This window comes from Arthrobacter sp. 8AJ, assembly GCF_902506025.1.
In the GTDB taxonomy this organism is placed as follows: domain Bacteria; phylum Actinomycetota; class Actinomycetes; order Actinomycetales; family Micrococcaceae; genus Arthrobacter.
The window spans coordinates 4,029,682-4,042,438 of sequence record NZ_LR733289.1 but is presented as its reverse complement, the minus strand read 5'-3'; the positions used below and the strand labels follow the sequence as shown (position 1 = coordinate 4,042,438).

Sequence of the window (12,757 nt, the reverse complement as noted above, 5' to 3'; positions counted from 1 at the left end):
CGCCCTAAAGCGGGAGGTCGTCCAGCGTGCAGGAGGGCAGGTGGATCCAGCCTTCGCTGCGGGCGGCTTCCACGTGGGCGGCATCGGGCAGGAGCGTCCGACGGCGGGCCACGGCCCGGGCGGTCAGCGAGGCGATGACGGCGTCGAACAGGTCGTCCGAAGCGGTTAGCCTGTCCCGGTGCCCGGCCAGGTCCAGCCAGGGCGCCTGCTCCTCGAGGGCCGCCAGCAGGAGGCCCAGGCGTTTGGCTTCGGGGATGCCGCGGCCTTTGTAGCCGCGCCCGTTGAGGCCCCAGATCTTCAGCGACGCCGCCGGGTACACCTCGGCAAAGCGCCCCGAGCCGTCCCGGAGCTGCGGGCCGTGCAGTGCCGCGATCTTCGCCTGGATCACCGCGCAGCGCATGGCAGGGTGGGCCAGCCGGTCGGCGGAAACGCTCAGGGGGATCAGGCCGGTCCGGGCGGTGCAGAACCGGTCCGTGTCCCGGTACGCAAGCAGCCGCCGGCCCGCGATGCCGTCATGTTCCAGGACGGGTGCTGCGTTGAAGGCCAGGTGGCCGGTGAGGAACGGAATCAGCGCGTCAGGCCAGCCCACGGGGCAGTCGACGCCGGTCATGCCGCAGGTGCCGAACAGGTCCACGATCTCCTGGTCGTCAACGTCCAGGGCCAGGTGGGCCAGCCGGGCCCGGTCATCGCTCCACTCGATGACCGCCACGGCAGTCTTCTTGGCCGCCGCCGCCAGATCCACGCCGAGGGTCCTCATGGGCTGCCCATCAACACTGCTGTCAGACGGCATTGCGTCAGACCGCGCGGTAGCGCAGGACGCCGGGGATGCTCCCGGATCCGCCAAGGTCAGTGCCCCGCGCGAAGCCGGCCCACAGGGCGCGCATCCTGCGGCCCGCGGCGTCCACGTCCGCCCAGTCCGCGCCGGCAATGAGCCCAACGCCGTCCCAGGTCGTCCGGTTGCCGAGCAGCAGGGGCAAATCCACCGTGTGGGCGGCGCCGAAGATGTTGCCGGGCGCGTGCCAGTCCAGGATGTAGCGGTGCGCCCGCCCGCCCGCCTTGGCATGCCGGCGCGCGAACCTGCGGGTTGCCCGGCCGTACACGGTTTCGGTGACCACCCAGTCGATGGCCCGCACGGCGGCAGGACCCACCAGGGGGATGCCTGCCAGGCGCATCAGGCGGGGGCTGCGGGGGAGGAACAGGCGGGCCTCCTCGGAGGTATGGCCGATCAGCACCTCGATCGACGGCGCTGTCCGGTTCCAGGCAGCCTCGATCACGGACTCCTCCGGAAGCGGATCATGGCCGTACTGGGTGCCAAACGGCATGGCCGCCAGCATGCCGAACTTCCGGGCCACCTGCGTGACCTGGGCTTCGAGAGCCACCACGTCCATGGCGGGCGTCTGCTCGGAGACCCCTTCCGCAGCAATGCCCATGGCATGGTTCATTTTCGCCCGGCCGCGGGTAATGCCCAGCGGGGCGCTTTGGATGATGGCGCGCTGGAAAAGGGATGGTGCCTCGGGCGTGGCCATCAGGTGGGCGATCGCGTCGCCCCCGGCGGACTGGCCGAAGGCGGTGACCCTGCCGGGATCGCCCCCGAACGCGGCAATGTTCCGCTGCACCCACCGGAAAGCCTCGAGCTGGTCCAGGAGTCCCAGGTTGCCGGGCCGGCCTGCCGGTGTGGCGAGGAACCCGAACAATCCGAGCCGGTACGTCACGGAGACCACGATCACCCGGTTTTCGGCCACCAGCCGTGCGGGGTCGAAGATGGCCAGGTCCCCGGAGCCGGTGGTGTAGGAGCCGCCGTGGATCCAGACCATGACGGGCAGCTTCTCGTCCGGCTTCAGGTCGCCGGGCAGTGTGATGGAAAGGTTCTGGCAGTCCTCGCTGCCCGGCAGCTCGCCGTATTTGGTGCCCAGGACGTCGTCCAGGAACGGCACCGGAGCCTGGGGGCAGGCGGGTGCGGGAGAGGTGGCGGCATATTCGGCGGTCCAGTCCGGAACCGGGGCCGGCACCTGGAACCGGTGGGCGGTGGCGTAGGGAATGCCGGTGGCACGAATGACGCCGCCGTCGCGCCGGCCGCTGACGGGCCCGCACGGGGGATGGAACAGAAGCTGGGACGTCACGGCTGGCTCGGAACTCACAGCCCCACCATGCCATAACTTCCTGAAACAACGACGGCGGGTGCCCGGCTTCGAAAAGCCGGGCACCCGCCGTCGGACCCTAAAGCAGTTGTTGGGGCAAGCCCAACCTGGAAATCAGTGTCCGGTGGGCACGTAGCGCTTGATGGAAGCTTCCAGCTCGGCTTCGGCGGCGGCGCGGTCGCCCCAGCCCTCGGCCTTGACCCACTTGCCCGGCTCCAGGTCCTTGTAGCGGGTGAAGAAGTGCTCGATTTCCTTGATCAGGTACTCGTTGACGTCGCTGACTTCCTGGATGTGGTCAAAGCGGGCGTCCACCGGCACGCACAGGATCTTGGCGTCTCCGCCGCCGTCGTCGGTCATGTTGAAGACGCCGATGGGGCGGGACTCGACGATGACGCCGGGGTGCAGGTCGAAGTCCTGCAGGAGCACCAGTGCGTCCAGCGGGTCGCCGTCCTCGCCGAGGGTGTTCTCGAAGTACCCGTAGTGCGTGGGGTACTGCATGGAGGTGAAGAGGACGCGGTCCAGGCGGACGCGGCCGGTCTCGTGGTCAACTTCGTACTTGACGCGTGATCCCTTGGGGATCTCGATGGTCACGTCGTGCTTCATGGGAATGCTCCTCGGCAATTGCAGGGGGTGCGCGGCACACTTGACGGGCCCACAAAAAAGCGTGTCGGTGCCGCCGACTACAATTGAGGATATAGCGAGAGGCCCTGGAATCAGGAACTTGTGGGGAAATTTCAGGACTTGAGGACCGGCACCAGCATGACCAAACCAACCGGCGGGGAACCGTTGCGCGCCCGGCGTTCCCGGCGTTCCGGCGGCATCACCCAGGAGGCAGGGAAGTCCTGGCACCTGGTCCTGGCCACCCTGGTCCTGCTCGCGCTGGCCATCCCGGCGGCCCTGCTCGTGGCTCCCGGCATCGTCGGACCCGGATTCTTTGGTTCCAGCGCCCCAGCGCCGGCCCCCGCTGCGCCCGCCTGGCAACAGGCCCCCGCCACACTTTCCGCCCCGCAGGTGCTGGCACCCCTTCAGCCTGCCGCCCCCGTACCCGCGCCGTCGGCCGTGGCGGCGCAGGTGGAACCGTTATTGATGGCCGACGGCGGCGGTACTTTCACGGGCATGGTGCAGGACGCGCTCACGGGCCAGGTCCTCTTTGACCGGGGTGGCGCGGAAGGCCGGGTGCCGGCGTCGAACCTCAAGCTGCTGACCGCCGTGGCCGCGCTGCGCACCCTGGGGCCGGAGCACCGTTTCACCACGAAGGTGGTGCAGGGCCCTGCTCCCGGGCAGGTGGTCCTGGTGGGCGGCGGCGACGTCCTCCTGGGCGCGGTGGAGTCGCGGCCCGGACAGGCCATGGGCCATGCCGGCCTGGCCACGCTCGCAGCCCTCACCGTGCAGGCCCTGCAGGGCGCCGGTACCGCCGGTGACATCAAGGTCCTGCTGGACGACTCCCTCTTCACCGGCCCTGCACTGAATCCCAACTGGCAGTCCGGCGACGTGGAAGCCGGCGAAATCGCTCCGCTGTACCCGCTGGCGCTCAACTCCGCACGCTTTGATCCCGCCGTAACCACCGGTCCCCGCCCCCAGGACGCGGCCATGGCTGCGGCGGAAGCGTTCGCGGCCCAGCTCCGTGCGGCAGGCGCCGGGGCGGGACTGACGGTGGCGGCCGGCGTCGACCGTTCACCCGGCGCTGCCAAGGCCGGCGCTGCAGCCCTGGCCGGTGTTGACTCGGCCACCGTGGCGGAGCAGGTGGACCTGATGCTGCAGGTCTCGGACAACTACCTTGCCGAAACCATGGGCCGGATGGCCGCGTTGGGCACGGGACGGCCCGGAAGCAATGACGGCGCCACTGCCGCGGTCGCCGCCGAGCTTGCGGCCGCCGGGATCACAGTGGACGCCGTGAAGCTGGTGGATGTGTGCGGCCTGGCCATGGGCAACCAGGTCACGGCCCGCCAGTTCACGGACGTGGTGCGGGCCATGACCACGGGAACGGACGCCAGGCTTCGCGCCGCACTGGACGGATTCCCGGTTGGCGGATTGTCGGGCACGTTGGACACCCGTTACGGGGATGCCACCACCTCGGGCGGCGCGGGGCTGGTCCGCGCCAAGACCGGGACCCTGAATACCGTGCTGGCGCTGAGCGGCTATGTGGTTGACGCCGACGGCCGGCTCCTGGTGTTCTCCTTCATCGGCAACGGCCTGGCGCCCGGAGCCGCCGGCAACAAGGTGGCGCTGGACCGGGCAGCTACCGCGCTGGCGGGCTGCGGCTGCCGCTAGCGCGGGCTTGCGGTAGTCCCCAGCAGCGCGGCCATCACGACGGCGGCCAGCACCGACTTCCAGCCCGTGCGCGGGCCGATGGTCAGGGGAGCGATGGGACGGTAGGGGATCATGGTGTCCTCCTTCGGTGGTTATGGCCGTGGACCCATGGGCGGCCCTGCCCCGCATAAACGGTGCGGGGCAGCAACGGTTGTGCGGGGGCGGGCCGCTCCTGGACAGGCAGGCTGCCCTGCGGTTTCCAGCCTGCCCGGCGGGTCTGGGACAGCGCTTTCGCCTCCCTGTGCAGGGGCTGTGGAAGTTTCGCCGGTCAGCGAACTTAAGGACGATCCCTGGCCTGCTGTGTTCTGATGGGAACCATGGAGTCCACTGCGCGCGAGTCCGCACCGACGTTGTCCCCGGAAGCCCAGTCCAACCAGGCGCAGGCCCTGATCAACTGGGACCTCGCTGCCTCTGCCGCGGCGAGGCTGGCTCCGGCCGGACCCGTGCTCGACGGAAAAGCCATCGGGGAGGCGGTGGACAGCCTGCGCCGGCTCGCGGACGCATCCGTGCCGCACGTCCACGAAATCACCGGGCTGGAAGCGGCGCGAGACCTTCGGGACTCCTCCGTGCTGGTGGTGGACCGGGCGTCCTGGGCCAAGGCCAACACCCAAAGCTTCGCGGTGATGCTCAAGCCCGCCATGCAGAAGATGCTGGACACCCGGCGCGGAAACCTCAGCCCCGCGGCCGCCCAGGTCAGCGGCGCCATTACCGGCAGCCAGCTGGGCGCCGTCCTGGCCTTCCTGTCCAGCAAGGTCCTGGGCCAGTACGATCCCTTTGCGGCGCTGGCGGAGAACTCCACGGCCCCTGCTGCCGGCCGGCTCCTGCTGGTGGCACCGAACATCGTCTCCGTGGAGCGCGAACTGAACGTCGCCCCGGAGGACTTCCGGCTCTGGGTGTGCCTGCACGAGCAGACGCACCGGGTGCAGTTCGCGGCGGCACCATGGCTGCGCCACCACATGCTGGAGCAAATCGACGAACTCAGCGGGCACCTGCTGGGCAACGTCGATTCCCTGATGGAGCGTGCCTCAGCTGCCGCGCGTTCACTGAAGGACCGCTCTGCCAGCGGAGACACGCCGGGCCGCGGCGCCATCCTGGACCTGCTGCAGGATCCGGAGGAAAAGGCCGCCATCTCGCACCTCACCGCCGTGATGAGCCTGCTCGAAGGGCACGCCAACGTGGTGATGGACGCCGTCGACGCCAGCATTGTCCCGTCCGTGAAGACCATCCGGCAGCGGTTCAACGACCGCGGCAAGGACCGGGGCGTCATCGAGAAGTTCATCCGCAGCCTCCTGGGCCTGGACGCCAAAATGCGCCAGTACTCCGACGGTGCCCGCTTTGTCCGCGCCGTTGTGGACGTGGCCGGCATGGAGGGCTTCAACAAGGTATGGGACTCGGTGGACCACCTTCCCACCGAGCCCGAGATCCACGACGCCAAGCTGTGGCTCGACCGGATGGGCCTCTAGTTGCCTTCAGAGGTACCGGTGGGCGCCCCGGCGGCTGAAGGACAGGGCGCGCGGAGCGGCCGACGCCGGCCGGGCAGGTTGGCGCCCGTCGTCGGCACTGCGCGCAAACTGCTGCAAAACGCCCTGGCCGGGGCCGGCTATCCCCGCCACGTCCTCGTAGCTTGCAGCGGCGGCCCGGACTCCCTGGCGCTCGCCGCCGTCGCCGCGTACTTTGGCCGCCGCGGCCACGTGGACGGCCGCCCGCTGACCGTCGGCGCCGTGGTGGTGGACCACCAGCTGCAGGAGGGGTCGGCCGATATTGCCGCCCGCACCGTGGAAGCACTGCAGGACCTGGGCCTGCACCCGGTGGAAATCCGGACCGTTACGGTGGCCGGTGCCGGCATGGGCCCCGAAGCCGCCGCCCGTGAAGCCCGGCATGCCGCGCTTGAGGCCGCAGCCGCAGATCAGGACGCGGAGGCAATCCTGCTGGGTCACACCCTGGACGACCAGGCCGAACAAGTACTGCTGGGCCTGGCCCGCGGCTCCGGCACGCGGTCCCTCGCAGGGATGCGGCCGGCCCGTCCTGGAACCGGAAATGCCGTCCTCCTGCGCCCCTTCCTGGAACTCCGCCGGGCGGACACCGAGGAAATCTGTGCCGTGGAGGAGCTGGATCCCTGGCACGATCCCACCAACTCCGATCCCGCCTTCGCCCGGTCGCGGACCCGGGTGGAAGTCCTCCCGCACCTTGAGGAAAAACTTGGTCCCGGCGTCGCCGAATCCCTGGCCCGGACAGCCGCCATCCTGCAGCTGGACGCCGACTACCTGGAGGATGTGGCGGAAAGCACCTACGCCTCCTTGGTGGAACGGGACGGCAGCGGACTGGGCCTGCCGGAGGAGGCGCTGCGGGCGCTTGCACCGGCCATCAGGTTCCGTGTCATCGCCAAGGCAGCGGCCGACGCCGGCGGGCAGCAGCCCAGCTACCGGCGCCTTTTGGCGGCAGAAGCGCTGCTCCGGCGGCATGGCTCGGCCGGACCGGTTGAGCTTCCCGGCGGCGTGAGTGTGTACCGGTTGTCACTGGCGCAGCTGGAGGAATCGAAGGACGCGGCGGCTGCAGGGGCCCCGGGCGGCGCCCGTTCCGTTCCCCGCGAACCCGCGCGCTGTGGGAAGCTAGTATTCCGGCCTCAAAAACCGCCCGCAAAATAGTCGCACCCCGCATCTAAACAGGAGCCATTGGTGGATTCAAACGACGTCCAGGCAGATCTCAAGCACGTTCTCTACACCAAGGAACAGATCCAGCAGCGGATCACCGAACTCGCCGCGCAGATCGACAAAGACTACGAAGGACGCGAAATCCTCATCGTTGGCGTCCTCAAGGGCGCCGTCATGGTCATGGCTGACCTGGCCCGGGCACTGCACAGCCACATCTCCATGGACTGGATGGCCGTGTCCTCCTACGGCTCGGGTACGCAGTCCTCCGGCGTGGTGCGGATCCTCAAGGACCTGGACACCGACCTGATGGGCAAGGACGTGCTGATCGTCGAGGACATCATCGACTCCGGCCTGACCCTGTCCTGGCTCAAGACCAACCTGGAATCCCGTGGCACCGCGTCCGTGGAAATCTGCACCGCGTTCCGCAAGCCCACTGCAGCCAAGGTGGAAATCGACGTCAAGTACGTGGGCTACGACATCCCCAACGAATTCGTGGTGGGCTACGGCCTGGACTACGCGGAAAAGTACCGCAACCTGGACTTCGTGGGCACCCTGGCGCCGCACGTCTACGAGTAACCCCTTCCCTCGGCATGGCGGTTCACGGCAATGGTGCCGCCGCCCGGGACTGCCGTGACTGCCGTGACATCCCATCCCGCAGTGGCCTTGCTGAGGTGCGGGAAGCGTGAGTAGCGGCAGCGTGGGCATCCGGGACGTGGCGCGGGAAGCCGGCGTCTCGGTCACCACGGTCTCGCACGTCCTCAACGACGTGCCTTTCGCCCGGGTCAGCCCGGAAACCCGCGAGAAAGTACGGACGACGGCGGCGCGGCTGGGCTACGGCCCCAACCGCCTGGCGCGCGCCCTCCGCAGCCGCAGGTCCGGTGTGCTGGGCCTGGCAATTGAGGATGTAGCCACCACTCCGCACGCCGGCCGCATCATCCTGGGCGCGGAACAGGCGGCCCGCGCCCGCGGCTACGCCCTGATGGTCGTCAACATCCCGGCGCAGGCAGAAGCGGATGCCGGCCCGCAGCCCGCCTTGAAGTCCAGCCCGGAACCCGGCCAGCACGCAACCGACCCCATACAAGCTGGCGTGGAGTCCCTCCTGGCACGGCAGGTGGACGGAATCCTCTACGCGGCCGGCCACCGGCGCGTCCTGCAGCCCTCCGCCACCCCCGGCAAGGTCCCCGCGGTCCTGCTGGATGCCGTCGCCCCCGACCGGAGCCTTCCCGCCGTCGTGGCCGACGAATATGGTGGGGCTGCAGCCGCGGTGGAAGCACTGCTCGCTGCCGGCCACACCCGGATCGGACTCCTCACCACCGCTGAAGAGAACCACTCCACCCGCCAGCGCATCCGGGGCTTCCGGGACGCACTTCAGCGTGCGGGACTGGACGGTGCCTCCGCCACTGGCGAGGCGGCGTCGCCCGATGCATCCGGCGGGTACGCGGCTGCCCGCAGAATCCTGGCAGCCGCCAACCCGCCGTCGGCCCTCTTTTGCTGCAGTGACTCCCTGGCCATGGGCGCCTACCGCGCCGCCGCGGAACTGGGCCTGTCCATCCCCGGCAACCTGTCCGTCGTCGGGTTCGGCGATGAGGAACTGCTGGCCGCCAACCTCCATCCGGGGCTGACGACGGTCGCCGTGCCGCAATCCGAAATGGGGGCCTGGGCCGCCAACCGGCTGATCGATGAACTCGAAAGCGCCGCAGCGGAGGCCGGCCCCACCCCACCCACGGGCGGACCGGACCCAGTGCTGCTCGGGTGCCGGCTGGTCACGCGTGGGTCCGTGGGGCTGCCGGATACCGGGAAGCGGCAGCCCTGACGCGGTATTCTGCGGACTGCCGCACCATCTACGCCCACAGGGAACTTTTGCTTTTCGCTATGCGTGATTTACTCCGGACGGTGTATAGCTAGAAGCTGACGCAGCACCATCACGCGCGCAGACTACTCGCCGTGAAGCACTACCGGAAGGGACGGGGCCAGCCCCGAACAGATGAAAGCTAAGAACTTCTTCAAAGGCCCGGGCATCTGGATCGTCGTTGTGGTCGGTCTGCTCCTTGTGGCTTTTGCAACGCTCGCCCCCGGCGGTGCGGCCCGGATCGACACGGACAAGGGCCTGGAACTGCTCTCCAGCAACAAGGTGGAGCAGGCCAAGATCTTCGACGGCGAGAACCGCGTTGACCTCACGCTGAAGGACAACCTGCAGGTGGACGGGCAGGACAAAGGCAAGAGCGTCCAGTTCTTCTTCGTGGATGCCCGCGCACAGGACGTGGTGAAGGCTGTCACCGACGCCAAGCCGGCCCAGGGTTTCACCGACCAGCCGATTGAAAGCAACTGGTTCTCCGGCCTGCTTTCCCTCCTGATCCCCGTGATCCTGCTGGGCGCACTCTTCTGGTTCCTTATGACCCGCATGCAGGGCGGCGGCTCCAAGATCATGCAGTTCGGCAAGTCCAAGGCCAAGATGGTCAGCAAGGACATGCCGCAGGTCACCTTCGCTGACGTTGCAGGTGCCGATGAGGCCGTGGAGGAACTCCAGGAGATCAAGGAATTCCTGCAGGAACCAGCCAAGTTCCAGGCCGTCGGCGCCAAGATCCCCAAGGGCGTGCTGCTCTACGGCCCGCCAGGTACCGGTAAGACCCTGCTGGCCCGCGCGGTTGCCGGTGAGGCCGGCGTACCCTTCTTCTCCATTTCCGGCTCTGACTTCGTGGAAATGTTCGTCGGCGTCGGTGCATCCCGTGTCCGCGACCTCTTCGAACAGGCCAAGGCCAACTCGCCCGCCATCATCTTCGTGGATGAGATCGACGCCGTCGGCCGGCACCGCGGCGCCGGCATCGGGGGCGGCAACGACGAACGCGAGCAGACCCTCAACCAGCTGCTGGTGGAGATGGACGGCTTCGACGTCAAGACCAACGTGATCCTCATTGCGGCCACCAACCGGCCAGACGTCCTGGACCCGGCCCTGCTGCGCCCCGGCCGCTTCGACCGCCAGGTGTCCGTGGAAGCGCCGGACCTGATCGGCCGCGACCAGATCCTGCAGGTGCACGCCAAGGGCAAGCCGATGGCTCCCGGGGTGGACCTGAAGGGTGTGGCGAAGAAGACGCCCGGGTACACCGGTGCCGACCTCGCCAACGTCCTCAACGAGGCCGCTCTGCTCACCGCGCGTTCCAACGCCAACCTGATTGACGACCGCGCCCTGGATGAGGCCATTGACCGCGTCATGGCCGGCCCGCAGAAGCGCAGCCGCGTCATGAAGGAACACGAGCGCAAGATCACCGCCTACCACGAAGGCGGCCACGCCCTGGTGGCGGCGGCCCTTCGGAACTCCGCCCCGGTCACCAAGATCACCATCCTTCCCCGCGGCCGCGCCCTTGGTTACACCATGGTGGTCCCGGAAAACGACAAGTACTCCGTGACCCGCAACGAACTCCTGGACCAGATGGCCTACGCCATGGGTGGACGCGTCGCCGAGGAGATCGTGTTCCATGATCCCTCCACCGGTGCTTCCAATGACATCGAAAAGGCCACCGGCACCGCACGCAAGATGGTCACTGAATACGGCATGAGCGAACGCGTCGGTGCTGTCCGCCTGGGCCAGGGCGGCGGTGAACCGTTCCTGGGCCGCGACGCAGGGCACGAGCGGAACTACTCTGACCAGATCGCCTACGTCGTGGACGAGGAAGTGCGCCGCCTGATCGAGCAGGCACATGACGAGGCCTACGAAATCCTCACCGAGAACCGGGACATCCTGGACTACCTCGCCCTGGAGCTGCTGGAGCGGGAGACCCTCAACCAGGCCGAGATTGCCGACATCTTCCGTGACGTCCGCAAGCGGGACTTCCGCGAGGTGTGGCTGTCCAAGGAAACCCGTCCCGTCCAGTTGACCGGACCGGTGGAGAGCCGCCAGGAGCGGGCTGAACGGGAAGCGCAGGAGGAAGCGAAGAAGGCGCGCCTTGACGAGCCGCTGGACGCCCAGCCCCCGCACCCGCAGGGCGTGTCGGAGGATGCTCCGTTTCACGGAGGCACCCCCGACTCGGGGCCTGACACCCTTCGCGGCTAAGCTTTCCTTGTGACTTCCTTCGACGACGACGACGTTTCCGCCTCCGCCGCCTACCCGGCGGAGGACGGTTCCCACCACTCCAAGAGCGAAAAGGTGGACCGGCCACGGATTGAGGCGGCCGTCCGCGAGATCCTCCTTGCCATCGGCGAGGACCCGGACCGCGGCGGCCTCGTGGACACCCCGAAAAGGGTTGCGAAGGCGTACGCCGAGGTGTTCGCCGGACTGCACCATGATCCTGCGGACGTCCTGTCCACCACCTTCGACCTGGACCACGAGGAACTGGTCCTGGTCAAGGACATCCCCTTCTACTCCACGTGCGAGCACCACCTGGTGCCGTTCCACGGGGTGGCCCACGTTGGCTACATCCCCTCGCACGACGGCAAGGTGACCGGGCTGAGCAAGCTGGCCCGGCTGGTGGACATCTACGCCCGCCGCCCCCAGGTACAGGAGCGGCTGACTACCGAAATTGTCGAAGCGATGGTGCAGCACCTCAAACCCCGCGGTGCGATCGTCGTCGTTGAATGCGAGCACATGTGCATGTCCATGCGCGGCATCCGCAAGCCCGGAGCGAAGACCGTCACCAGTGCGGTCCGCGGGCAGCTTCATGACCCGGCCACCCGTGCCGAAGCCATGAGCCTCATCCTCGGAAGGTAACCACACACCATGGATTCACTCGCTGCAGCCCCTGGAACGGGGCCCGCTACGTCCCCGCTGCCCATCCTGCGCAAGCCCCGCCCGGCTGCCCGCTTTGAGGACCTCCCCACCGGCCGCACCCTGGTCATGGGCATCCTGAACGTCACCCCGGATTCATTCAGCGACGGCGGCAAGCACGCGACGGCGGACACCGCCATCGCGGCAGGCCTGCGGATGTTCTACGCGGGTGCGGACATCATCGACGTCGGGGGCGAGTCCACCCGGCCCGGCGCCGACGACGTCACCCCCGACGAAGAGCAGCGCCGCGTCCTGCCCGTGATCGAAGCGCTGGTGAAGGCCGGCGCGCTGGTCAGCATCGACACCACGCACGCCTCCACCGCAGCCGCTGCCCTGAAGGCGGGCGCGGCCATCATCAATGACGTCTCCGGGCTGACCATCGAACCGGAGATGGTGGAGCTTGTGGCGGCCTCCAAGGCACCCTATGTCCTCACGCACCGCCGGGGCGACGCCCGGACCATGAACTCGCTCGCCGAATACACGGATGTGGCCGGGGAAGTGGTGGCGGAACTGGCAGGAGTACGGGACAAGCTCTACGCAGCCGGTGTCAGCCGGGAGCAGATCATTATCGATCCGGGCCTGGGGTTCGCGAAGAACGACGCCCAGAACTGGGAACTGCTGCAGAACCTGGACCAGCTGGACAGCCTGGGCCACAAGGTCCTGGTGGCTGCCTCCCGCAAGCGTTTCCTCGGCACCCTGCTCACCGTGGCCGGGAAGTCCGCCGCTCCTGACGAGCGGGACAGTGCCACGGCCGCAATCACAGCGATCAGCGCCTACCGAGGGGCCTGGGCCGTCCGCGTACACGACGTCGGTTCCAGCCTTGACGCGGTCAAGGTGGCTGCGCGCATGGCGGCACCCACAACACAAGCCGTACCCAAAACGCAATAGGGCCGGGGGAC

At 68.3% G+C, this 12,757-nt stretch carries 11 protein-coding genes; 8 read left to right on the top strand and 3 right to left on the bottom strand.

Features of this window, described 5'->3' with window-relative positions; translation table 11 throughout:
• Window positions 1-4 precede the first annotated feature (4 nt).
• The 3 genes from BACI349Y_RS18810 to BACI349Y_RS18800 all read right to left on the bottom strand — a co-directional run bounded on the left by BACI349Y_RS18810 (window position 5) and on the right by BACI349Y_RS18800 (window position 2,741).
• Entirely contained in the window at window positions 5-757 is a 753-nt protein-coding gene (locus BACI349Y_RS18810) for a DUF429 domain-containing protein (RefSeq protein ID WP_159634426.1), read from the bottom strand.
• A 37-nt stretch (window positions 758-794) separates the two neighbouring features.
• Window positions 795-2,138 carry a carboxylesterase family protein gene (locus tag BACI349Y_RS18805; RefSeq protein WP_159634423.1) on the bottom strand — a complete coding sequence of 448 codons (1,344 nt, stop codon included), beginning with the start codon at window positions 2,136-2,138 and terminating at the stop codon, window positions 795-797.
• A gap of 114 nt (window positions 2,139-2,252) precedes the next feature.
• Window positions 2,253-2,741, bottom strand: a complete 489-nt coding sequence (locus tag BACI349Y_RS18800; RefSeq protein ID WP_043450105.1) for an inorganic diphosphatase — start codon at window positions 2,739-2,741, stop codon at window positions 2,253-2,255.
• 156 nt (window positions 2,742-2,897) lie between these two features.
• Here BACI349Y_RS18800 and dacB point away from each other — a divergent pair, with 156 nt between their 5' ends.
• The 8 genes from dacB (at window position 2,898) to folP (ending at window position 12,746) form a co-directional block, all read left to right on the top strand.
• Window positions 2,898-4,409: a D-alanyl-D-alanine carboxypeptidase/D-alanyl-D-alanine endopeptidase gene (dacB, locus tag BACI349Y_RS18795; RefSeq protein ID WP_159634420.1), complete on the top strand. Its 1,512-nt coding sequence runs from the start codon at window positions 2,898-2,900 to the stop codon at window positions 4,407-4,409.
• A 356-nt stretch (window positions 4,410-4,765) separates the two neighbouring features.
• On the top strand, window positions 4,766-5,911 hold the full coding sequence (locus tag BACI349Y_RS18790) for a zinc-dependent metalloprotease (protein WP_159634417.1): 1,146 nt from the start codon (window positions 4,766-4,768) through the stop codon (window positions 5,909-5,911).
• A gap of 108 nt (window positions 5,912-6,019) precedes the next feature.
• A complete protein-coding gene (gene tilS, locus BACI349Y_RS18785; protein WP_201302539.1) occupies window positions 6,020-7,093 on the top strand; it encodes a tRNA lysidine(34) synthetase TilS in 1,074 nt (357 codons plus the stop codon).
• 30 nt (window positions 7,094-7,123) lie between these two features.
• On the top strand, window positions 7,124-7,675 hold the full coding sequence (gene hpt, locus BACI349Y_RS18780; protein ID WP_041651844.1) for a hypoxanthine phosphoribosyltransferase: 552 nt from the start codon (window positions 7,124-7,126) through the stop codon (window positions 7,673-7,675).
• Window positions 7,676-7,781: 106 nt separating this feature from the next.
• Window positions 7,782-8,912: a LacI family DNA-binding transcriptional regulator gene (locus BACI349Y_RS18775; RefSeq protein ID WP_201302478.1), complete on the top strand. Its 1,131-nt coding sequence runs from the start codon at window positions 7,782-7,784 to the stop codon at window positions 8,910-8,912.
• A gap of 171 nt (window positions 8,913-9,083) precedes the next feature.
• Window positions 9,084-11,147 carry an ATP-dependent zinc metalloprotease FtsH gene (ftsH, locus tag BACI349Y_RS18770; protein ID WP_159634414.1) on the top strand — a complete coding sequence of 688 codons (2,064 nt, stop codon included), beginning with the start codon at window positions 9,084-9,086 and terminating at the stop codon, window positions 11,145-11,147.
• A 9-nt stretch (window positions 11,148-11,156) separates the two neighbouring features.
• Complete coding sequence (gene folE / locus BACI349Y_RS18765) at window positions 11,157-11,801, top strand: GTP cyclohydrolase I FolE (RefSeq protein ID WP_159634411.1); 645 nt, start codon at window positions 11,157-11,159, stop codon at window positions 11,799-11,801.
• 9 nt (window positions 11,802-11,810) lie between these two features.
• Window positions 11,811-12,746: a dihydropteroate synthase gene (folP, locus tag BACI349Y_RS18760; RefSeq protein ID WP_159634408.1), complete on the top strand. Its 936-nt coding sequence runs from the start codon at window positions 11,811-11,813 to the stop codon at window positions 12,744-12,746.
• Window positions 12,747-12,757: the final 11 nt, after the last annotated feature.

Excerpts from the sequence above, each read along its gene's own strand:
- BACI349Y_RS18810 (WP_159634426.1), bottom strand. The coding sequence starts at position 757 with ATGAGGACCCTCGGCGTGGATCTGGCGGCGGCGGCCAAGAAGACTGCC.
- ftsH (WP_159634414.1), top strand. The coding sequence starts at position 9,084 with ATGAAAGCTAAGAACTTCTTCAAAGGCCCGGGCATCTGGATCGTCGTT.
- folP (WP_159634408.1), top strand. The coding sequence starts at position 11,811 with ATGGATTCACTCGCTGCAGCCCCTGGAACGGGGCCCGCTACGTCCCCG.
- BACI349Y_RS18800 (WP_043450105.1), bottom strand. The coding sequence starts at position 2,741 with ATGAAGCACGACGTGACCATCGAGATCCCCAAGGGATCACGCGTCAAG.
- dacB (WP_159634420.1), top strand. The coding sequence starts at position 2,898 with ATGACCAAACCAACCGGCGGGGAACCGTTGCGCGCCCGGCGTTCCCGG.
- BACI349Y_RS18790 (WP_159634417.1), top strand. The coding sequence starts at position 4,766 with ATGGAGTCCACTGCGCGCGAGTCCGCACCGACGTTGTCCCCGGAAGCC.